The sequence below is a fragment of the Kosakonia sp. H02 genome, assembly GCA_030704225.1.
GTDB lineage: Bacteria > Pseudomonadota > Gammaproteobacteria > Enterobacterales > Enterobacteriaceae > Kosakonia.
The window spans coordinates 2,015,100-2,035,215 of record CP131915.1; the positions used below are offsets into that span (position 1 = coordinate 2,015,100).

The 20,116-nt window shown below is 52.4% G+C and carries 22 protein-coding genes; 19 read left to right on the forward strand and 3 right to left on the reverse strand.

The window, feature by feature from the left end:
* Nucleotides 1–9 precede the first annotated feature (9 nt).
* From secF to Q5705_09545, 6 genes are all read left to right on the forward strand, one after another.
* Nucleotides 10–981, forward strand: a complete 972-nt coding sequence (gene secF / locus Q5705_09520; GenBank protein WLI78753.1) for a protein translocase subunit SecF — start codon at nucleotides 10–12, stop codon at nucleotides 979–981.
* Nucleotides 982–1,215: 234 nt separating this feature from the next.
* The gene (locus Q5705_09525) at nucleotides 1,216–1,842 is read left to right on the forward strand and encodes a response regulator (GenBank protein WLI78754.1); all 627 of its coding nucleotides are present in this window, start codon (nucleotides 1,216–1,218) and stop codon (nucleotides 1,840–1,842) included.
* Nucleotides 1,843–1,858: 16 nt separating this feature from the next.
* Nucleotides 1,859–2,560 (forward strand): Hpt domain-containing protein, encoded by a 702-nt coding sequence (locus Q5705_09530; protein WLI78755.1) that lies wholly within the window; start codon nucleotides 1,859–1,861, stop codon nucleotides 2,558–2,560.
* Nucleotides 2,561–2,632: 72 nt separating this feature from the next.
* Nucleotides 2,633–4,726: an ATP-binding protein gene (locus Q5705_09535; GenBank protein ID WLI78756.1), complete on the forward strand. Its 2,094-nt coding sequence runs from the start codon at nucleotides 2,633–2,635 to the stop codon at nucleotides 4,724–4,726.
* Between the two features lie 249 nt (nucleotides 4,727–4,975).
* Nucleotides 4,976–6,463, forward strand: a complete 1,488-nt coding sequence (locus Q5705_09540) for a glycosyl hydrolase family 18 protein (GenBank protein ID WLI78757.1) — start codon at nucleotides 4,976–4,978, stop codon at nucleotides 6,461–6,463.
* Nucleotides 6,464–6,546: 83 nt separating this feature from the next.
* Entirely contained in the window at nucleotides 6,547–7,317 is a 771-nt protein-coding gene (locus Q5705_09545; protein ID WLI78758.1) for a lytic polysaccharide monooxygenase, read from the forward strand.
* A gap of 52 nt (nucleotides 7,318–7,369) precedes the next feature.
* Here the strand turns inward: Q5705_09545 and Q5705_09550 are convergent, their stop codons facing one another.
* Nucleotides 7,370–8,053, reverse strand: a complete 684-nt coding sequence (locus Q5705_09550) for a response regulator transcription factor (GenBank protein WLI78759.1) — start codon at nucleotides 8,051–8,053, stop codon at nucleotides 7,370–7,372.
* A 230-nt stretch (nucleotides 8,054–8,283) separates the two neighbouring features.
* Here Q5705_09550 and gspG point away from each other — a divergent pair, with 230 nt between their 5' ends.
* From gspG to Q5705_09615, 13 genes are all read left to right on the forward strand, one after another.
* Entirely contained in the window at nucleotides 8,284–8,706 is a 423-nt protein-coding gene (gene gspG / locus Q5705_09555) for a type II secretion system major pseudopilin GspG (GenBank protein ID WLI78760.1), read from the forward strand.
* Between the two features lie 2 nt (nucleotides 8,707–8,708).
* On the forward strand, nucleotides 8,709–9,158 hold the full coding sequence (locus tag Q5705_09560) for a lytic transglycosylase domain-containing protein (GenBank protein ID WLI78761.1): 450 nt from the start codon (nucleotides 8,709–8,711) through the stop codon (nucleotides 9,156–9,158).
* Nucleotides 9,159–9,163: 5 nt separating this feature from the next.
* A complete protein-coding gene (locus Q5705_09565) occupies nucleotides 9,164–10,342 on the forward strand; it encodes a type II secretion system F family protein (protein ID WLI78762.1) in 1,179 nt (392 codons plus the stop codon).
* Nucleotides 10,342–11,979 (forward strand): GspE/PulE family protein, encoded by a 1,638-nt coding sequence (locus tag Q5705_09570; protein WLI78763.1) that lies wholly within the window; start codon nucleotides 10,342–10,344, stop codon nucleotides 11,977–11,979. Before Q5705_09565 ends, Q5705_09570 begins: the two co-directional genes overlap by 1 nt.
* Complete coding sequence (locus tag Q5705_09575; GenBank protein WLI78764.1) at nucleotides 11,957–12,643, forward strand: hypothetical protein; 687 nt, start codon at nucleotides 11,957–11,959, stop codon at nucleotides 12,641–12,643. Before Q5705_09570 ends, Q5705_09575 begins: the two co-directional genes overlap by 23 nt.
* A 224-nt stretch (nucleotides 12,644–12,867) precedes the next feature.
* Entirely contained in the window at nucleotides 12,868–13,170 is a 303-nt protein-coding gene (locus Q5705_09580) for a hypothetical protein (GenBank protein WLI78765.1), read from the forward strand.
* 8 nt (nucleotides 13,171–13,178) lie between these two features.
* Nucleotides 13,179–13,727 carry a hypothetical protein gene (locus Q5705_09585; protein ID WLI78766.1) on the forward strand — a complete coding sequence of 183 codons (549 nt, stop codon included), beginning with the start codon at nucleotides 13,179–13,181 and terminating at the stop codon, nucleotides 13,725–13,727.
* On the forward strand, nucleotides 13,724–14,230 hold the full coding sequence (locus tag Q5705_09590; protein ID WLI78767.1) for a hypothetical protein: 507 nt from the start codon (nucleotides 13,724–13,726) through the stop codon (nucleotides 14,228–14,230). Before Q5705_09585 ends, Q5705_09590 begins: the two co-directional genes overlap by 4 nt.
* Complete coding sequence (locus Q5705_09595) at nucleotides 14,227–16,089, forward strand: secretin N-terminal domain-containing protein (protein WLI78768.1); 1,863 nt, start codon at nucleotides 14,227–14,229, stop codon at nucleotides 16,087–16,089. Before Q5705_09590 ends, Q5705_09595 begins: the two co-directional genes overlap by 4 nt.
* Entirely contained in the window at nucleotides 16,089–16,562 is a 474-nt protein-coding gene (locus tag Q5705_09600; GenBank protein ID WLI78769.1) for a type II secretion system protein, read from the forward strand. Before Q5705_09595 ends, Q5705_09600 begins: the two co-directional genes overlap by 1 nt.
* Nucleotides 16,549–16,905 (forward strand): prepilin-type N-terminal cleavage/methylation domain-containing protein, encoded by a 357-nt coding sequence (locus tag Q5705_09605; GenBank protein ID WLI78770.1) that lies wholly within the window; start codon nucleotides 16,549–16,551, stop codon nucleotides 16,903–16,905. Before Q5705_09600 ends, Q5705_09605 begins: the two co-directional genes overlap by 14 nt.
* Nucleotides 16,895–17,413 (forward strand): hypothetical protein, encoded by a 519-nt coding sequence (locus Q5705_09610; GenBank protein WLI78771.1) that lies wholly within the window; start codon nucleotides 16,895–16,897, stop codon nucleotides 17,411–17,413. The genes Q5705_09605 and Q5705_09610 overlap by 11 nt, the downstream gene beginning before the upstream one ends.
* Nucleotides 17,414–17,420: 7 nt before the next feature.
* Nucleotides 17,421–18,164: a prepilin peptidase gene (locus tag Q5705_09615; GenBank protein WLI78772.1), complete on the forward strand. Its 744-nt coding sequence runs from the start codon at nucleotides 17,421–17,423 to the stop codon at nucleotides 18,162–18,164.
* Here the strand turns inward: Q5705_09615 and Q5705_09620 are convergent.
* Both Q5705_09620 and Q5705_09625 read right to left on the reverse strand, forming a co-directional pair.
* On the reverse strand, nucleotides 18,152–19,318 hold the full coding sequence (locus Q5705_09620; GenBank protein ID WLI78773.1) for a hypothetical protein: 1,167 nt from the start codon (nucleotides 19,316–19,318) through the stop codon (nucleotides 18,152–18,154). The genes Q5705_09615 and Q5705_09620 overlap by 13 nt on opposite strands.
* Nucleotides 19,315–20,106 (reverse strand): outer membrane lipoprotein-sorting protein, encoded by a 792-nt coding sequence (locus tag Q5705_09625; protein WLI78774.1) that lies wholly within the window; start codon nucleotides 20,104–20,106, stop codon nucleotides 19,315–19,317. The genes Q5705_09620 and Q5705_09625 overlap by 4 nt, the downstream gene beginning before the upstream one ends.
* Between the last annotated feature and the right edge of the window lie 10 nt (nucleotides 20,107–20,116).

Sequence of the window (20,116 nt, forward strand, 5' to 3'; positions counted from 1 at the left end):
GAGTGCGTTGTGGCACAGGATTATACTGTTGAACAATTGAACCACGGCCGTAAAGTCTGGGACTTTATGCGCTGGGACAACTGGGCTTTTATTATTTCCGGCGTGTTGCTGATCCTCTCCCTCGTGGTGATGGGCGTTCGCGGATTTAACTGGGGCCTGGATTTTACCGGTGGTACGGTTATCGAAATTTCGCTGGAAAAACCGGCGGACATGGACTTAATGCGTGACGCGCTGGAAAAAGCGGGCTTCCAGGAGCCGCTGTTGCAGAACTTCGGCAGCAGCCGCGACATTATGGTGCGTATGCCGCCTGCGCAGGGTGAAACCGGCGGGCAGGTGCTGGGCAGCAAGGTGGTGAGCGTTATTAACGAAGCCACCAGCCAGAACGCCTCCGTGAAGCGTATCGAATTTGTGGGGCCGAGCGTAGGCGCGGATCTGGCACAAACCGGCGGCATGGCGCTGCTGGTGGCGCTGATTAGCATCCTGATTTACGTCGGTTTCCGTTTCGAGTGGCGTCTGGCGGCGGGCGTCGTTATCGCGCTGGCGCACGATGTGATCATCACGATGGGCGTGCTGTCGCTGTTCCAGATAGAGGTAGACCTGACTATCGTGGCATCGCTGATGTCCGTTATCGGTTACTCGCTGAACGACAGTATCGTGGTATCGGACCGTATTCGTGAGAACTTCCGTAAGATCCGTCGCGGTACGCCGTATGAGATCTTCAACATCTCGCTGACGCAGACGTTACATCGTACCTTGATCACCTCCGGCACCACGTTGGTCGTGATCCTGATGCTGTATCTGTTCGGCGGCGCGATGCTGAAAGGCTTCTCGCTGACGATGCTTATCGGGGTTTCCATCGGTACTGCGTCTTCTATCTATGTTGCATCAGCGCTGGCGCTGAAGCTGGGTATGAAACGCGAACATCTGCTCCAGCAGAAAGTGGAAAAAGAAGGGGCGGATCAACCGTCAATTCTGCCGTAAGCATCGGCTTACTGATAAAACCGCAGCCCCGTGTTGCGGTTTTTTTTACCTGTAATATTTATCTAATTTATGAAATATATATTTTTATTTGCGGTGTAAATAAATGCCGCTTTTTTATTATAAAAATACCCATCATTTGATTTATAAATATACATCCAGCATCGTGACATTTTTTGTTAGAGTAGCCAGCACTGTCGTTACGTTGATGTCACCTGAAAATCCGTAAATATGTTGATGAAAAAAAACATTCTGATTGCAGATGATCACCCTATTTATTTAATGGGGCTACGCGCATTACTCACACCTCTTTCACGGCAATACCTGATTATTGATGAAGCCCTGACCACGGACGAACTGGTAATGAAACTGGAACATCAGCCCACGGATATTCTCATCACCGATTTCAGTATGCCCGGTGAAAAATATAATGATGGCCTGGCGCTTATTCAGTTAATAAAACGGCGCTGGCCCACATTATTGATAATCGTGGTGACGATGATAAGTAACCCCGGCGTCCAGCGGTCGCTGCGACGGTTGGGGGTTCATGCGGTGCTCAGTAAGGCCAGCCTGTCGACGGAGTTATTGCATACCATGAAACGTCTCCCCGGCGCCTTAAGTGCCAGTAAAGTGGAGCTGGAAAACGCGCCGCCAATACCTACGCTGCGGGTAAGGCTGACGCCAAAAGAAAATGAAGTGTTGCGCCTGCTCCTTCGCGGATTAACGGTTAATGAAATCAGTACCCGGCTTAGTCGAACGAAACAGACCGTCAGCGCGCAAAAGAAAAGTGCGATGCGTAAGTTCGGCGTTACGTCTGAATACGAACTTTATCAATACCTTCAGCAAGTTGGGTTAACCAGTTAACACCATGGAGGTAAATGTGCGCACCACGCGAACGCTACTCGCTACTTTTAGTGCTGAGCAGCCATGCAGGCAAGGCGTTGATCAAAACGTGGTCATTGTGCCGGGTCGGGATGCGCTACGTTATCTGCACCAGCAAAGCTGGCACGCTTTAGCGATTGATTTAACAGAAAATACCCGCGCGGGGTTTTCTCTTCTCGATGCGGTGCTGGCTGAAGAGTTGGCCCAGGCGCTCACGCTGCCCACGTTGTTGCTGGCATGCAGTACCTGTCCGCAAACCTTAAATGAACCTTTATTACATCTTAAAGGTTTCGACCAGCTTATATCTTTGCCTTTACTCGCTCTGTCGGGCAATGAAGCGCCTCCGCTGGCCGATTTGCGCGAATTACGGGCACTGGCGGGGCAGCAGCAGGCGGTGATTGATGCAATGATACCGACGCTATTACTCACGCTGGATGGCGATATCAAACAACTTACGGAAATGTGCCAACAGGCAACGCTGATAGAGATAGCCGCTCTTGCTCACCGTATGAAGTCGTCGTGGCATCTCCTTGGCATGCGCCGCGCCAGGCGAAGTTGCATTATTATGGAGCGCTTGCCGGTTCTCATTAAGGAAGGGGGTATCAACGAGGAAAATAGCCTTAAGATGCGCACAAATTTTATTTCAGTCATGTTCAGTGAATATTGCCAGCTACGGGAATTAATGCGCCACTATTGGTAATTCATATGTGACTGTTAAATAGCCCACTTTATTTTCTATTTGTTGTGCATCTATTAAAAACCGGAGCAATTAATGCAGGGTTCTCCTTTTTATCGCCTGAAGGGGCTGTTTGTCGCGCTGGGATTATGGGTCTTTACCAATGTGGCGCTGGCTGCGACAGCCGCACAGAGTCGCCCGATATTTTCCACCCATGAAAGGCAGTGGATGCGGGATCATCCGACCATTAACGTCCTTGCTTTCGATGCGTACGCGCCGATGAGTTTTATCGATAATAAGATGAATTTCAGCGGCATCAGCGCCGACTTGTTGACGCTGATACGTCTGCGCACCGGGCTAAATTTTGCCATTACGGATGTCTCAAGCCTGCAAGCCGTGCGTGAAAAAATCGCCGCTGGACGTGCCGATATGGTGGCCGGTATTCCAGTTAATCGCTTGCCTGAATTGCGTTATTCGCGAGTCTGGTTGACCAGCAAATACGTCATGCTGATCCGTAACTCCGTCTACGCGCCAAAAACGCTGGATACACCGTCAAAGATGAGCGTGGCGGTGCGTGAGGGAACGTTAATGGCGCGCTATCTCGCCAGCCATTTTCCCCATCTGCGGTTGGTTGAAACCAGTGGACTGACTGAATCTGTCGATTTATTAGCCGCCGGTGCGGTCGATGCCGCAATCGGTATCGAAGCCAATGCAGAATATCAAATCCAGCGGGTCGGCCAGAAGCTGGTGCGCACGGCGGGCGTGCTGGATGTAAACCCGATGCATATCGCCTTTGGCGTCTCATCGCGGCAGCCGGAACTCCTTTCCATTATTAATAAGGTGCTGAACACCATACCCGAAGATGATTACCAGCAGCTTGGCAGCAGTTGGCATTATCAGGGCGGAGCGTTCTTGCAACGGTGGCGCACCCATTTCTGGCAAATCGGTTTTGGCGCCGCTCTGGTGCTGGCGCTCTCTTTGCTGTGGGGCGTTTCGCAGCGCGAACAGGTCAAACAGCGCACGCGTATGCAGCAGTTGCTCAATGAGGCGCGGGATGACGCGGTGGCGTCGAGCCTGGCGAAAACCAATTTTTTGTCGATGATGAGCCACGAAATTCGCACGCCGCTTAATGCTATTCTCGGCATTCTGGAGTTGCAGATAAAACAGAATGTGCAGGTGCAGCGGGCGCAACCGATGCTGGAGGTGGCGCACGACGCCGCGAAAAATTTACTCGCCGTGGTGGGGGACATTCTTGATATTTCCCGCATTGAGTCGGGGCGCATGGCGCTGGAGCCTTCGGTAGAGGAGTTGATTGGCCTGACCCGTTCTGTGGTGCTGTTGTTTGAAGAGGCCAGCGATCAAAAGCAGCTCGCCATTCGCTTTACGGTGGAGGGCGGTAGCCGGTGTTTATTGAAAATCGACCCTTATCGCTACAAACAGATCCTCTCCAATCTGCTGAGTAACGCCATTAAATTCACCCATGAAGGGGAGATCCGCGTCATCCTTGCCCATCATCCCACGGGCGCCGGACAGGTTACGGTCACGCTCACCGTTAATGATACCGGGGTAGGCATTGCGCCAGAGGATCAAGCCAAACTTTTCAATCCCTTTACTCAATTTGGCCTTCACGGCGAAACCCTGCACAGAGGAACCGGTCTGGGGCTGTTTATTTGCCGGACATTATGCGAATTGATGCAGGGCGAGCTGGCACTAACAAGCACGCCAGGAAAAGGCACCTCGGTCTCCTTAACGCTGCATTTGCCCGCAGTAAATGGGCCTGGCCAACAACAGAATAGCCTGAGCACACCCCAGGCCACACAGGAGGGGGGCAAGCGGGTGCTGATCGTCGATGATTATCCGCCCAACCTCATGCTGTTACGCCATCAGCTTGAGTTTTTGGGCCACCAGGTGAGCGAAGCGCAAAATGGGGAGGAAGCGCTCGAGCTTTGGCAGACACAGCATCACTTTGATTACATTTTGATTGATTGCAATATGCCGGTAATGGATGGCTTTACGCTGGCAAAGCAGCTACGTGAACAAGAGCAGCGACGTGGCGTTGCGCGCGCCACGCTACTGGGATTTACCGCCATCGCGCAGGCAGAAGTCATTGAACATTGCCTGGCCGCTGGCATGGATGGCTGTTTATTTAAACCGTGCAGCCAGGAAGAGATTGGTAAATGGATTAAATAAGATTTATACGTGAATAAGCAAAAAAATAGCCGCGTAATAATACCAGGAATATTCCCTGGCAATTATTCGCGGTTCTCATTATTTGCAAGAGGCCGCTAATGGGATTATTTTTCGGTACGAATAACATGGATGGCAGAGATGTTATTTATCCTGTAACAGGAGGTTACTTTGAAAAAGCTATCTTTGGCGGCCTTAATAGGCACACTATTACTTTCACAGTCCGCATTTTCCGCAGAAAATAACCACGTAATGAGCTATCTGACATCCTGGGGATTACCTCAGGATGCGGCAACCCAACTTGAAAAATCCCATGTTGACACCTTCTTCCTCTCCTTTGGCGGTTGGGATCAAAATGGCGATATTTCTTCATCTGACAATATTATTAAAGAAGTTGATTACGACCCGTATTGGTTACCGCCTGCGTATACTTCCTGGACGCAAACCAAACTGGCTTCACCGTCGAAAAAAATGATGGTGGCGTTTGGCGGTGAAACCTACGAAAGCATGTGGTCCCATATTGCCGATCCGGCGAGCCGGGAGAAAATCGCGCAGGGGCTGGTGAAACTGGTGAAAACCGACTTCCCTGTTTACAAAAAGGATATGAAGCCGGAAGAGATGGTGGGCGACTGCCTGAGCGCAGCCTGGGATCAGACCTGCAACATGGCAAGCTTCCAGAAAGCGGGTACCGTACAGCTTGATGGTATCGATTTTGACTATGAAAAAGTTGCCCGTCTGACGCCGCAGGAGAACGAAAACCTGCTCAATCTGGCGAAACGTGTCAAAGAATTGCTGGGGCCGAACAGCGGTAAACTCCTGAGCCTGACCACCTATCATGTAGGCGCGGATCCGGAAGCCTGTGCCAGCCCGTCGGTCATGGAAAATTGCTCGTTTATTGAAGACGCCCGCTCCACACACCACGGCGAAGCGCTTTCACTACTGACGGGTGGCCGAGATGTGTTTGATTTCTTTAACGTTATGACCTATGACGCCGGTCCGCGCTTCCGTTATGACGTGGCGATGGCGAACTACGCGCGTGCGGTAGGCGATCAGAAGAAAATCATCCTCGGCAACACCATCAACTCCCAGTGGGGGCCGGAAGGCCGCTATGTTGAATCGAAAGAAAAGAACCTCACCCGTGCGGCGTGGCAGGCTGAAAAAGGCTACGGCGGCGTATTCGTCTGGGCGCTCGGTTCCAACAATACACAACTGAGTTTTGCCGACCAGGTTAGCTACATCAACGAGATGAAACAAGCGACGGGTGGTGATGTGCCGCAGGTTGAAAACCATATTCCGGTCGCTAAAGCCACTTACCCGCAGAGCGTCACCGGTGCCGCAACGGTAGTGCTCGACGGGTCTTTATCAACGGATCCGGAAGGCGCTCCGCTGAGCTGGTCGTGGACACAGGTGTCTGGCCCGCATGTGACACTGACTCATGCCAATCAGCAGAAAGCGAGCTTTACGCTCAATAGCCCGGAAGATGAGAGCACGCTGGTGTTTAACCTGACGGTGAATGATGGCGTTCATGACTCTATTCCGCTGTCGATCACGATTAAGCACCATCCGGCAGACGGTGACGTCACCAACCCGGATATCCCGGAAGCGTCTGCCTCCTGGCAGAGCGATAAAATTTACGTTGGCGGAGATAAAGCCTCCTGGAAAGGTCAGGAGTATAAAGCACGCTGGTGGACCCGTGGCAATGAACCGGGCACAAATGAAGTCTGGCAGGTCATTAAGTAATTTCTGGTTGAGTTAATCTTTTAATGCTTCGGCCGCAATAGTGTTTATTGCGGCTTTTTTTTTCAAGATAAATGGAGTTATTTATGAAATTTTCAAAAATAGTTCTGGCCGTTGCAACATTCAGTATGGCCGGTGGGGCGATGGCGCATGGTTATGTCTCGCAACCCGCGTCGCGCGCCTTTATGTGTAATGCCAATATGGGCGCACAAAATAAAGATTGCGGCAGCGGTCCGCTGTATGAAATGCAAAGTGTGGAAGGGTCAGACGGTTACCCTGAATTGAATAAAGGACCGGAAGATGGCCATATTGCCAGCGCTGGCGTTGCCTCTATGAGCCGCCTGGACGAACAGACGGAAACACGCTGGGCGAAACATCCGATTACCGCCGGTCTTCACGACTTTTCCTGGACCTACACTGCGCCACATAAAACAAAAGCGTGGGATTACTACATCACCAAAGCCGACTGGAACCCGAACCAGCCGCTAACGCGCGCCTCTTTTGAAGCGACACCTTTTTGCCATATCGAAGGTAATAACCGCCAACCGGGCGCGGGTGCCGATCAGCCGCACGAGTGCAACGTTCCGTCACGTGAAGGCTATCATGTGATTCTGGCTGCCTGGGACGTTTCTGATACTGCCGCCACCTTTTACAACGTCATTGATGTTGATTTTGGCGGTCATAACTCGCCAGATGAGGATGAAGGCCCGCAAGCCGTTGTGTCGCCACAGTGGCATAACGACAGCGTGTATGTCGCTGACGATAAAGTGCAGTGGGACGGGAAAGAGTATCAGGCCCGCTGGTGGACAAAGGGCAACCAGCCAGGGAAGCATGAAGTCTGGGCGCTGGTGAAATAAAAAGGCAGTGTGACAAAAAGGCCATACCGTAATCAGGATGGCCTGATAACTATTACATAGCGATATCAAACATGCGTGTCTGAAAGAGCAGGCAATAAAGCTGGCAATCTGTTCGGACATTCAGTTTTGCCATAGCCCGAAGTTTATGGGCGCTGACCGTTTTAATACTGATGTTCATGCGTTTGGAAATCGTTGTTAAAGAGAGGCCGCGGCAGAGTAAGCGTAATACTTCACTTTCGCGTGTTGAGAGTTCCTGCGGGGTAATTGCGTCACGGCGGAATAAAGAATCCATTAAACCGCGCTCTATATAGACTTCTTCCATTAATACGGTGGTCATTGCCCGCCATAAAGTGCGTTCGCTGGTGTTGCGGCTGATATACCCTTTTGCACCCGCTTCGAGGGCGATGCGAACGAGATTGGTGTTGTTATACGGAGATAAAAAGATGATTTTTGTTTTGGGGTAACGGCTTGAAATCCATTTTACCAGGGCGATGCCGTCTAATTCAGATAAGGGACTGCCGGTTTTTACGATATTTAGGCCGTAGCCCAGGAAGAGTAAATCGACTTGTTTATTAGCGAGAATATTAAGGAGCTCTGCTTGCTCATGGGTATCGCCAACAACCTCGATGTCTAACCTCTCTGTATTAATATTGCTGGCTTTCAGGGAATTTATCATCGAGGTCATCCCCCGGCGAATTATCGTATGTTCATCGGCAATCAATATATTAATTGACATTATTATCCTCCCAACGTCCTGTAGGAATGAAGACTATAAAAATACGATACGGTGTTAATGGATACTTTTCTATCTGACCAGTAAGAAAAATCAGCGTTACTTTTGCCCGAAAAGAGTATTCCGTTTCCGCGCAGAGCATTCTTTATGTCTACGGGAGCAATCATCTTTCACCCACAGCGCATCGGGGGAGAATAGCAGCGGTGGACAGCAACTCTCCGAGCGAGCGAATCATGATGAATCAACTGTACGTTAAGCTTAAACAGCAGCACGGCTTTACTCTTCTTGAATTGCTGGTGGTGTTAATGATTATTGCGCTGTTGGCCGGTTTTGTTGGCCCGAAATTATTTTCCAATGTCGATCAGGCAAAAGAAAAAACGGCCATGCGTCAGATGCACGCTTTTGCTGATGCATTAACCCAGTATCGACTGGATACCGGAAGTTACCCTTCCGAAACCGAAGGGTTAAATGTATTGGTTGAGAAACCCGCCAATGTGAATAACTGGAATGGCCCTTACCTGGCGCAGAAAATCCCTCACGACCCTTGGGGTAAAGAGTATCAGTGGCATAACCCGAGCCGTCAGTCGCAAGACGTTTACGAAGTGGATATTTCTACTGCGGATAATAACGGTAAGGCCATTGTTTACGGATTTTAATCATGCTCAGGCTGATACTCGTCTTATTTTTTCTGACGGTTCATTGTGCCAATGCACATTGCTGGCAACAGGCGGGTGAGCGTTATGGTATTGAGCCTGAATTATTACAGGCGATTGCCACTGTTGAATCCGGGTTATCTGCCACGGCGTTCAACAAAAATAGAGACGGTTCCACCGATGTCGGCTTAATGCAAATTAATAGCCAGCATTTTAAGTACCTAAAAAAATATCGCATCACGCCCGGTTCACTGCTGAATAACCCTTGTCAGAATATTATGACGGGTGCCTGGGTACTGGCTGGTCAAATGCGCATATTCGGTTATAGCTGGGAAGCGGTTGGGGCCTATAACGCTGGCAACGCGCGTAACAAGAAAACCAGACTCGCGCGGATGAAATATAGCCAAAAAGTCGCTCGCGTATATCAGGGACTGAAAAGTAACGATAAGGATTGAGCTTCATGGGAAAAATGAGCACCTGGGAAGTCACTTACTTAGAAAATGGCAAACGTAAAAAAATTCGTACTCAGGCCGATACGCCTGTTACTGCTCGCCATCAGTTACAACAAGCTGGCTACGTTGTCCTTCGCGTGACGCAACAGACACAGCGGCAGGCAAAGCGTCTCTCGATTACGTTGTTTATTCAGGAACTCATGGCGTTACTTGATGCAGGCCTGGTGGTGACAGAAGCGATTGAAACGCTGTGTGCCTGCTCGAATGATGAACAAACCCTGGAAATGCTCGAAGGGTTGCTGGAAAAACTCTACGCCGGGAGCCAACTGTCGCAAGCGATGGCCACGCAGCCCGATATTTTCCCGCCGCTGCTGGTAAATACCGTCGCGTCCTCCGAGCAAACCGGGCAGCTTGCCAGCGCTCTCAAGCGTTACCATTTCTACGAACAACGCCTCGAACAACTGCGTAAACGCATTCGCGGCACCTTGACCTATCCGGTGATTGTGCTGACGGTGGGCGGGCTGATTATCTGCTTCCTGCTGGGGTTTATCGTGCCCAGTTTTTCGCAGGTATTCGAAGGCGTTAACAAACTGACGCGCAGTGCAGAGCTGATTCTCTGGTGGGGGCAGTTAGTTAAACAGTCTGGTCCGGAACTGTTGATGGGCACCATTCTCACTGTCGCCTCGCTCATCTTGTTGTGTAAGCAGAAGTGGGTGAAACAGTTACTGGTTGCAGGAGCGATGCATATTCCTCAGCTCCGCCAGCAGCAATTCCTCACCATCCTTGTGCGTTTTTACCGCACCCTGGGCTTGTTAATCGAAGGCGGGGTGCCGGTGACGCACGCGTTACGCCTCGCGCAATCCGTCGTTCCCGCTTCGCATCACTCACAACTTAATACCGTGGTTGAGCATGTCATGGCCGGGAAGAGCGTATCGGAATCGCTGGAAAGCCAGCATTTAACCACGCCGGTGGCGCTGCGTTTATTACAGGTTGGCGAGCGAAGCGGTGAACTGGCCGGCATGTGCGAGCGCATCGCGGCGTTCTACGACGAAGCGCTGGAGCGAGCCATTGAAACCTTTACGCGCATTTTTGAACCCGTATTGATGATGATCGTGGGCGGCATTGTCGGCCTGGTTGTTTTTCTGCTCTATATGCCCATTTTTGAAATGGCCGGGAGTATGTCCTGATGTTGGCGCAACATGACGTTAGCGTATTGATTGATGATCTTCTTGCCCTCGACGAGGCACAACGAGGCGAGGCATTCGACAAACTGATCCTTACCCAGCCCACTGCATTACCGCTGATTGCCGCCGCGCTTGGTGTGAACGTTTTTGCGCCGACAAATGCCGATGAAGTAGAGCCCGACTTTCAGCATGTCTCCATTAATGACGCGCTGGCGATGAACGTGCTGCCTGTTCGCTGGCAGGATCAACACTGGTTATTACTGCGCGATCCGTTTTCGCTGGCGCTACGCCAGTGGGCGCAACACTTGCCCGTCACGCTGGCAATCACGTCCCCCGGTTGGGTGCAGGAGCAACTTCAGGCGCTTGGCAGGCAACAGCGCACGCTGGATCAGCTTGAACAGCAGTCGAATGAAGATGGCGAAGATGAGGTGGTGCTGGAGATTACGCCATCGAACATTGCCAGCGAGAGCAATGCGATTATCAAGCTGGTGAACGCCACGCTCTACGATGCTATCCAGAGCCGCGCCAGCGACATCCACCTCTCTGCGGTGCCTGATGGTCTGGCAGTGAAATACCGCGTCGATGGTGTGATCCACGCTATTCGCCACTGTCCCGGCGTGCAGGCATCCGGGCAAATCATCTCGCGCATTAAAGTGCTGAGCAGCATGGATATTTCCGAGCGGCGTATTCCGCAGGATGGGCGTTTTAAAGCAGTTATCCACCAGCGGCCTGTTGATTTTCGCGTCTCGATCGTGCCCGGCATTCATGGCGAAGATGCCGTGTTGCGCGTGCTGGATAAATCCAGTAGCAGCACGCTGGATCTCGACATTCTCGGCTTTGATGACCATACGCTACGCGAAATTCGCCAGTTAACGCACCAGCCGCACGGCATGGTGTTAGTGACCGGCCCGACGGGCAGCGGCAAATCCACCACGTTGTATGCCGCCCTGAGCGAGCTGAACACTGGCGAGCACAAGATAATCACCATTGAAGATCCGGTGGAGTACCAACTGAATGATGTGCTGCAAATTCCGGTGAATGACAAAAAAGGGCTGACCTTTGCTCGTGGTCTGCGCGCCATCCTGCGCCATGACCCGGACACCATTCTGGTGGGAGAAATTCGCGACAGCGAAACCGCAGGCATTGCCGTGCAGGCCGCGTTAACCGGTCACCTGGTGCTCTCTTCCGTTCATGCCAATGATGTTTTTAGCGTGCTGGAGCGTTTTCTTTATATGAACGTGGAAGCAGAAAGTTTGCTCTCCGCCTTACGGGGCGTGCTCGCCCAGCGTCTGGTTCGTGGGATTTGCCCGGACTGCCAGCAAACCGTTGAACCGGGCGAGCAGGACATTGCCCAGTGGCAGCAAAGCGATTTGCGCCAGCTTCAGCCGGTATGGCGCAAAGGGCGCGGATGCCCGTCCTGTCGACAGAGTGGCTATCGCGGGCGGCTGGCACTGGCGGAAGTTTTACCCTTCAGCGACCGGATGAAAGAGGTACTACAGGCGCGCGGCTCGGTCCGCCAGTTACGGGAAATTGCCTTATCGGAAGGGTTCGTGCCGCTGCATAACGTTGCCATTCGCGCCGTACTCGACGGGAAAACCACCTTTCAGGAGATTAACCGTGTTATCACTCTTCCCGCATAACGTGCAGTGTGAAATTCACCCTCGGCGATTGGTGTTGCGCCGTCGCGGGCAGGTTATCGCCGAGCAAACATTAACGGATGATATCGCACTGGAGGCGGCGCTTGACCAACTATTAAACCAGCATGGGCGCGCGATCCCGTGGTGGGGGAAGCTCAGTTTCTGGCTCGCCAACAGCCAGGTTTATTACTTTACGGTGCCGTGGCAAGCGGGTATCTCCAGGCCTGAGGAGCTCCGCAGCTTTGCCGCCACGTTCGCGGCAACTCAGCCGTTTGGTCAATCGGTCAGCGCCTTCAGAACCGCATTTATCTCTGCTCCGTACGGGACAACTGCGTTGGTCGCCGCCATTGATGAGCAGCTTTGGCAGACCTTATTGCAGGTTGCGCGAAAGTGGAAATTGCGTGTGGGCGGTATCTACGTTGAGTTGCATAACCAGCTTCGCCCGTGGCAGCGGAAGTTGCCCGCCGATGTACTGTTTTGTCTTCGCGGCGCACAGTCGAGTATTTTTGCCTCGCGACGGCACGGTCAATGGCAACAGGTGTGGAGCCTGAATAATGAAAATGGCATGGATGAAAATCAACATCTGGCGCTGGTAGCACGTTTAATGGGCATGGACTCGCATATTCCGCGCTATTTCCTGAATAGCAACGGTTATTCAAAGGGGTAATTATGTTTTCTGTTCTCCAGCGAAAAAAATGGCCGTCGCCCTGTTTTCGCCACCGGCCTGTTTTTGCCTGGCCAGTTATTTCCCTGACTGTGCTTCTCTCAGCATATTTATTACTGGCTAGCGTTAAAAGCTACGAATTACGTGAGGTTTTACGCAATCAAAATCAACAGCTGCTCGAAACGGTAACGAAACAGAATGAAATCGTTCGTGGGCTGTCAGCCAGAATGCGAAAACATGAGCCTGATGCCAAAGCCGCGATGCAGGTTATCGGGATGCTTAATCCGATTGCGAAATTACTGATGCCCGATGTTGCTATTGTGAATCTGTATGCCGAACCCGGAAAGAAACGGGTCAGGCTGGAAGTGAAGGCCATGACGCTGGAAGCGTTGCTGGATTTTAGCACCCGGCTCGAAGCAATCCCTGCGCGCGTTGAGCTGCAAAACCATTCCCCGGCAAAAGGCGGCGATCGTAAATGGGCGGTGAATGCGACGCTCATGGTTATCTATGCCGATAATCAACGGCTTTGAGTGTATAAATGAAAACGTCTTTATCGTTACCTTACTTACGTTGGTCTCTTGCTTGTGTTATTGAAAAAACAGGAAAGAAGACCCTGCTGGCGGCTTTATTTCCGCTGGTTTTAGCAGGCTACTGGCAGATTTATCTGACGCCTGAAAATAAACAACTCAGCGTTGAAAATGCGGCCTTGCGCCTGCAATTAGATAAACCGTTGGCGATGTTCCCGCAAAGTCAAAACAACGCGGTTTCGCTTCAACGTGCGCTTAACGACACGGAATATCAGCAGGTCAAAGCCGTGTTCGATATTTTTCAGCAAAACCATTTACAGGTTGACGGCAGCCATTATCAGTTCGGCAAAAAAGAGAAAACCCGCCAGCGCGCACTGATGCTGACCATTCCATTACAGGGCGAGTGGATTAATCTGACGCGTTCGTTAAATACCATGAGCAAAAGCCTGATATTTAATGTTGATCGCCTGTCAATCAGCCGTGCCAACCCGGAAAGCGCCCATCTGCAAATCAGCCTTCAGTTAACACTGAATCTCGCATCCGGTCTGGAGCCGTCATGAAGCTGCCGCTATATCTGAAAATTTTATTACTGGTAACCATTGGTCTGGCGGTGTGGACGCAATTTTCCACCGATGAGCCGGGCGAGGTAGATGCCAATAGCAGGGTAACGGCGGCGAAAAAAGTGCCGGAGCGGGTTACGGCAAAACCCGCAGCCGCGAATAGCGACACCGACGCGGTTGCCGATCTCTTTCCGGTCTATTCTCCGCCGACAAAAAATGTGCCCGTGCCGGTCACACAAAGCGTCTCCTTTCCTTTTCGTGCTGTGGGTCTTTGGCAAAGCGAAGGGGCAAAAATCGTGATTCTGACAGATGGCACGCGCAACTGGCTGCTCTGTAATACCTGTCGCAAAGCGGGGTATATCCGGCCCGGAGGATTAATTACGCCTGACTGGCGGCTACAGGCCATTGAGGCCAACAATTTAATCATTGAGTCAACACCGGGGCGTATGCAAAACAGCATCAGCCTTAATTCACTGAATATAACGACAGCAATAACAAAATGAAAAAACCTATTCTCACCATGGCTTGCACATTAATGCTGCTGGCGGGCTGCGCGAGCACAAAAAGTATCGAGCCGGAAAGAAATATCTCCGCCAGCATTGATAGCATGCTCGGGGAATTACACCGCATCGACAGCCAACTTCAGGCTCGTCCACAAGATGTCGGCCTACGAACGCAGCGGCAATTAGTCATTACGCAACTGGTAAACAGTTATATACATACCGCCAATCAGGCTGCGGCAAAAAATAATTATGTCGCCGCGACAAAGGCCTGGCGCGCGGCGTTGCTTTACCAACCCGGTAATTTTCTGGCGCAGCAGGGGATAAAGAAAATAGATAGCCTGCGCGTGCTGGATAAACTTTATCAGCAGGCGATCGCGCAATATAAAACCGAGCCAGAGCAGGCATTGAAAAAAATCCAGCAGATCCTTGAGGAAGAGCCTGGCTGGCCGCAAGCGGTGGAAATACGAGATCATCTGATGCGCGAAATTGCCTTGCAAAATCAGCCGGAGAAGAAAATAAACCGTGAGTTACGCAAGCCTGTCAGTTTTAATTTTAATAAACACAACCTGAAAGAGGTGTTTTCTGCCATTAGCCAGATCACCGGTATCAATATTATTTACGACAAAGATGTACCCGATACGGCAACCACTAGCCTGATTGCCCACGATACCAGCGCAGAAAATGCCCTGAACTTGTTGCTTCTCTCTAATCAGTTGCGCAAGAAAATACTCAACAGCAATACCTTATTGATTTATCCCGCCACGCTACAAAAAGACAAAATGTACCGCGATACGGTGGTGAAAACAGTATTTCTGGGTTACGCCAAAGCGAAAGAGCTAAATGTGGCGCTGCGTAACCTGATCAAACTTCGCGATGTGCATGTGGATGAGCGTACCAATTCCGTGACCTTTCGCGGCCCGCGGGAAAGCGTGGAAAAAGCCGAGCAGCTTTTAATTACGCTGGATCGCCCGGAAGCGGAAGTGACGCTGGCGGTTGAAGTGCTGGAGGTGGACGCGAAAGACGTGGAAACGCTGGGGATTAATTTCCCGGGGCAGATTGGCGTTGGGTTTAATTCTGTTGAGTCGGGCAGCAGCAATATCGCCCTGAATGGCCTGAATAAAAGCAATATGTTTATTAACCTGGGCTCGAACCAGGGGATAAACGCCAATATGCAAAAAATCCGCTCTCATGCGCGGGTACTGGCAAACCCGCGCATCCGCGTGAAAAACAACAAAAAAGCCATTGTTGATATTGGTGAACGTATTCCGGTGCTGACCAGCAGTATTTCTGAAGGGTTTTCTCAGGAGCAGGTGGAATATCAGGATGTCGGCCTGAAACTGGAAGTGACGCCGGATATCAGCGTGGATAACACCATCTCGATGGATGTGAAATTTAACCTCAGCACCATCGGCAGTGCGGAGCATTCGAAAGATGGCGTGGCGTACTATCGCACCAATAACCGCGAGGCGGCAACGGTGCTCAGTAGCCAGAACGGTGAAACGCAGATGTTAGCCGGATTAATTAAAGACACCGAAACCGATGGCCTGACAGGGTTGCCGGGGCTGGTGGATCTTCCCGTATTGGGCAAGCTGTTTGGTAGCCATGATAGCAACCATGAGCGCACCGAAGTGGTGCTGCTGATCACGCCAAGCATTGAGCGCAGCATCGATCTACCGGGTACGCACATCAACACCATCGAAATGGGCAGCGAAGATGCGCAGGGCGAAAGCGCTTATCTGCCACCCGCCGCGCAGGAAGATGAAAAACCGCACTTTGCACCGCCGCCGCTGAGCCCACCGGCGAAGTTCCCGTCGTCTGGTAAATTGCCCGCGCCCACGCTGAGCAACAGGGGGCAGTGATGGTGCGCCAGTCCGGTTTTACGCTCATCGAAATGCTGGTGTCGCTGGCGCTGCTTGCCACACTGGCAAGCGCCGCTGTTCCGATTTACCAGCGCCAGCAGCAACAGCGTAATGAACACGAGTTGCGTATTGCGCTGCGTGAGATCCGCACGGCGCTTGATCGCTACGCCCAACTGAGTGAAGAGGGCATTATCGAAAAGCAGGTGGAGATGTCGAACTGGCCGGTTTCCCTCAATCAACTGGTTGAGGGGGTGGAAAACAAAAAATCGGCGAACCGGCAAAAAATCTACCTGTTGCGCCAGATCCCACGCGATCCCTTCTGCGACTGTGAAGGCAAGCCGAATAACGAAACCTGGCGGCTGCGCGCCTCCACGCAGGCACCGGGCGACACGACCGGCGGGAAAGATGTCTGGGACGTCAGTTCCACAAGCATGCAACCCGGGTTAAATGGGGTGCCTTATGCGCAATGGTGAGAAAGGCTTCACGCTGATTGAATTACTGGTGGTGATGGCGATTATTGCCACGTTGATGACACTGGTTGCGCCGCGTTTTTTCAACCAGACCGATCGGGCCAAAATAGTGGTGCTGGAGCATAACCGCAACGCGATCCGCTCGGCTATTGCCGCCTGGCGTCACGACTATTTGCGCGGGCCTGAGCGTCTGGATGAGCTGGTGGAGAAAGGTTATCTGTTTGAAATACCGTTAGATCCTGTCAGCAATCGTCGTGATAGCTGGGAAGTAAAACGCGATGAAGACGAGCAGATTATGGACGTCACTTCCCCGTCGCTGCCAGAGCAGGGTGATGATGAGCGCTAAGGGTCCGGGCGAGGGCGGGTTTACCTATCTGTGGGTGTTGCTGATGCTCACGGTACTTTCGCTATCGCTGTTAAAAGATACCCGCTCCCGCCAGGTGAATGACCGCCAGCAGCAGGAAGAAGAGTTGTTCTTTCGCGGCGTGCAGATCCGTAACGCTATTCAGAGCTACCAGAAAAGCGGCAGCGGCTGTTTTCCGCTCAGCTTTGACGACCTGCTGCGCGACACGCGTGATAAAAAGGTTGTTGGCCATTTGCGCCTGTGGTTTGCCGATCCGCTGACTGGCTCGCGCCAGTGGGGCATGGCTTATGACAAACAGGGCCGCTGGATTGGCGTATTCAGCAAAGGAAAAGGCAAACCGCTGCGCCATGACCTTTTTCCCCATGAGATAAAAGCGTTTAAAAACGTGGACCGCTACGAACAGTGGGTGTTTAAAACCGTGGAAGTCCCCTCCGCGCCGCTGCCTTCTGCCTGTCGCTCCTTGCTTAATCAACCCAGCGCAAAAAAGTGAGACGCGCATGACCGTTCTGTTCTTCGCGCTGCTCGGTGCGATTTTCGGCAGTTTTACCAACGTTGTTATTTACCGCCTTCCCCGCATGATGAACGGCGACGCCATCAACCTGAGCTGGCCGCCCTCATTTTGCCCGTCTTGCCAGCAACGGATAAAGAGTCGTTACAACATCCCATTGCTGGGCTGGTTGTGGCTGCGCGGGCGCAGCCGGTGCTGCCAGAAACGCATCAGCGCGCGCTATCCCTGCGTGGAAGCCACAATGGCGTTGCTGTTTGCGGGGCTTATCTGGCAGCAAGGCGTCAGTGTGCCGGCGCTGTTGGAACTCGCTTTATTGAGCTTAATGGTGGCGATGTTTTTTATCGATTTGGACCATTTGTTGTTACCCAATGTCCTGACCATCCCCTTTATTTTGCTGGCGATGCTCTGCACTTTTGCCCGGCAACCGGCGCTTACCACGCTAAATGATATTGCGCTCGGTACGGCGATTGGTTTTCTCGTCCCGTGGCTAGTCAGTTACGGGTTTGCCTTACGCAGCGGCCGCGTCGGAATGGGAATGGGGGATATAAAACTGTTTGCCGGGATCGGCGCCTGGCATGGCTGGCAGGCGCTGTTCAACATTATGCTGATTGCCTCACTGCTGGGCCTGGTGAGCGGGCTTTTACTGTTCCGGGCCAAACGTAATGAGGCATTTCCATTTGGCCCGGCGATTATTATGGCAAGCGTAGGGTGGCTACTGTTTCAGAACCAGTAATCCAGCGAGAACTGCCAGCGCCGCTCAGCCTCATCGGACAGATAGACCTTCTGCCACTGTAATGCCAGATCCAGGGCGCCAAGATGACGACGGAGTTCAGCGAAGCCCATATTGTTATGCTGCTGCAAATCCCGCTGCGCAATCAGGTTGAGATCGTACTGGTCGAGAATATCTTTCCAGTATGCCTGTACCAGTGCGCTGCGGCGGGGTTCCAGCCCGCCCGGTATCGGCTGCGCACTGCCGTTGTAATGCCCTTCAAGCCGTAACGTCAGTTGGTTTTCTCCGGTCCAGGTCATCCCCGTAGCCACACGGTTTCGCCAGGCGACATCCCACTGGCTTTCCGGCAGCGTTTCCTGCCAGTTGTAAGGCTGGCGACCGCCCGCCCATTCGCCATAAATCAGCGTCGAACGGGTAAGCACCCGCGACAGGTTAACGCCAAATTGCGGCTTACGTTGCCGCTCCTGAAAAAGGAGGAACTGCGGGTTAAAATTCTCAGCAAAACGGTAGCTCGCGCTGAGCAACAGGCGTTCGCGCGGATTGCTGGCATGCCAGTCCAGGCTGGCGCTGTGGTGATGTGTGCCGCCGCGGATTTCCGGCGACCACAACGCGGTGACGGACGCGTTGTCCCAAAAGTGTTGCAGCCGAACCATTGCATTTCCCTGCCGGTTAGTCCGTAGCGTTTCCGGGTCGGCAGAAGTAGCTGAACGTACGGTGCCGCGCCCGAGAAAGTCTGTTGGGTTGTAACCCAATGCCACACCGTAGCGGGTATTGATGCGTCCCATATCAAGCGTTGTACGCGACGTTAACTGATAACTCAGCCAGGCTTCGCGCAGTGTGTTGATATGACGCGTTTCGCTCAGTCTGTGACTAAAACGGCTATCGAGGCGGTTAGAGAGCCGCAGCCGCCAACCCTGCCTGAGTGTGGTATCCCAGCGCATATCCAGCGAAAGCCGCTGTTCTTTGCTGGCATGCTGGTTGATGGCGCTGGCCGCTTCGAACAGCATATTTAGCGCCTTGTGCTGTTCGGTGCTAAATACCGCGTTGTCCGCCACATCCAGCGCCGACAGCATATCCTCTTCTTGCGCCATCACCGGCAACGTATACAGCGCGGCAAATATCAGAAACCTGCAAAGGGAAACGCGCGGGATGTTCATGGCGTGGTGTCCCGGAAATGGGGCAGAAAATCGCGTTGTAGCCAGGATTCCGGCACCTCGCGCCATTTGAAGTTCTCCTGGCGGAGCACGGTAACCCAGTGGGCGTTCACGCCATCAATGATGACGGCTTCGGTCGAGCGGATACCGCCCAGCATGGGTTCATAACGACGATAAAAGGTGGTTTTCAGTAAATTACCGTTCACGGCATAGAATTCCGCTTTACGGCTTTTAAAATCCGTTTTGTCGACCCACAAATCCATCGACGGATAGGCCGCGTCCGGGTTGCTTGCGACCAGATGCAGATGGTAGCAGTCGCGCATTTGCCGCTCGCCATCCTGGATTCGTTCTTCCCCAACCAGGCTTGCCTGATAATCCGCCGCCCAGTTTGCCGTCACCACGTCGCCGTTGGAGGCTTGTCCCATCAGCCGCTGCTGTGGCGAAATGGGCACGCTGGCCTGGCTTGTGGGATCGTAAAGCCAAAGATCGCGGCCGCTTTTCAGCGTTAGCTTTCCTGCATCGCGCTGTGGGCTGATAAAACGCAACAGGCTGCGAAATTGCCCGCCGTTTGGCGTTACGCGCGAATAGAGCATCAGTTTACTGGTTTCATGCTGTTTGCCATTTTTGTAGCTGATAAGCGTGGTCACCAGGCTAAAGGAGCGGTCCGGGTTGCGTACCGCGTCGCTTTTTTTCAGGATCTGCTGTGCATTAAGCCCGGCGGTTGCCGGTGCAGCGCACATCAGTAGTGCTGCCAGATATGCCGGTAGCAGGCTTTTTTTCCGTAGTGGCATCGGTTCGTCC

Excerpts from the sequence above, each read along its gene's own strand:
- Q5705_09525 (WLI78754.1), top strand. The coding sequence starts at position 1,216 with ATGAAAAAAAACATTCTGATTGCAGATGATCACCCTATTTATTTAATG.
- Q5705_09535 (WLI78756.1), top strand. The coding sequence starts at position 2,633 with ATGCAGGGTTCTCCTTTTTATCGCCTGAAGGGGCTGTTTGTCGCGCTG.
- Q5705_09540 (WLI78757.1), top strand. The coding sequence starts at position 4,976 with ATGAGCTATCTGACATCCTGGGGATTACCTCAGGATGCGGCAACCCAA.
- Q5705_09545 (WLI78758.1), top strand. The coding sequence starts at position 6,547 with ATGAAATTTTCAAAAATAGTTCTGGCCGTTGCAACATTCAGTATGGCC.
- Q5705_09550 (WLI78759.1), bottom strand. The coding sequence starts at position 8,053 with ATGTCAATTAATATATTGATTGCCGATGAACATACGATAATTCGCCGG.
- gspG (WLI78760.1), top strand. The coding sequence starts at position 8,284 with ATGATGAATCAACTGTACGTTAAGCTTAAACAGCAGCACGGCTTTACT.
- Q5705_09560 (WLI78761.1), top strand. The coding sequence starts at position 8,709 with ATGCTCAGGCTGATACTCGTCTTATTTTTTCTGACGGTTCATTGTGCC.
- Q5705_09565 (WLI78762.1), top strand. The coding sequence starts at position 9,164 with ATGGGAAAAATGAGCACCTGGGAAGTCACTTACTTAGAAAATGGCAAA.
- Q5705_09570 (WLI78763.1), top strand. The coding sequence starts at position 10,342 with ATGTTGGCGCAACATGACGTTAGCGTATTGATTGATGATCTTCTTGCC.
- Q5705_09580 (WLI78765.1), top strand. The coding sequence starts at position 12,868 with ATGCGAAAACATGAGCCTGATGCCAAAGCCGCGATGCAGGTTATCGGG.
- Q5705_09585 (WLI78766.1), top strand. The coding sequence starts at position 13,179 with ATGAAAACGTCTTTATCGTTACCTTACTTACGTTGGTCTCTTGCTTGT.
- Q5705_09590 (WLI78767.1), top strand. The coding sequence starts at position 13,724 with ATGAAGCTGCCGCTATATCTGAAAATTTTATTACTGGTAACCATTGGT.
- Q5705_09595 (WLI78768.1), top strand. The coding sequence starts at position 14,227 with ATGAAAAAACCTATTCTCACCATGGCTTGCACATTAATGCTGCTGGCG.
- Q5705_09600 (WLI78769.1), top strand. The coding sequence starts at position 16,089 with ATGGTGCGCCAGTCCGGTTTTACGCTCATCGAAATGCTGGTGTCGCTG.
- Q5705_09605 (WLI78770.1), top strand. The coding sequence starts at position 16,549 with ATGCGCAATGGTGAGAAAGGCTTCACGCTGATTGAATTACTGGTGGTG.
- Q5705_09610 (WLI78771.1), top strand. The coding sequence starts at position 16,895 with ATGAGCGCTAAGGGTCCGGGCGAGGGCGGGTTTACCTATCTGTGGGTG.
- Q5705_09615 (WLI78772.1), top strand. The coding sequence starts at position 17,421 with ATGACCGTTCTGTTCTTCGCGCTGCTCGGTGCGATTTTCGGCAGTTTT.
- Q5705_09620 (WLI78773.1), bottom strand. The coding sequence starts at position 19,318 with ATGAACATCCCGCGCGTTTCCCTTTGCAGGTTTCTGATATTTGCCGCG.
- Q5705_09625 (WLI78774.1), bottom strand. The coding sequence starts at position 20,106 with ATGCCACTACGGAAAAAAAGCCTGCTACCGGCATATCTGGCAGCACTA.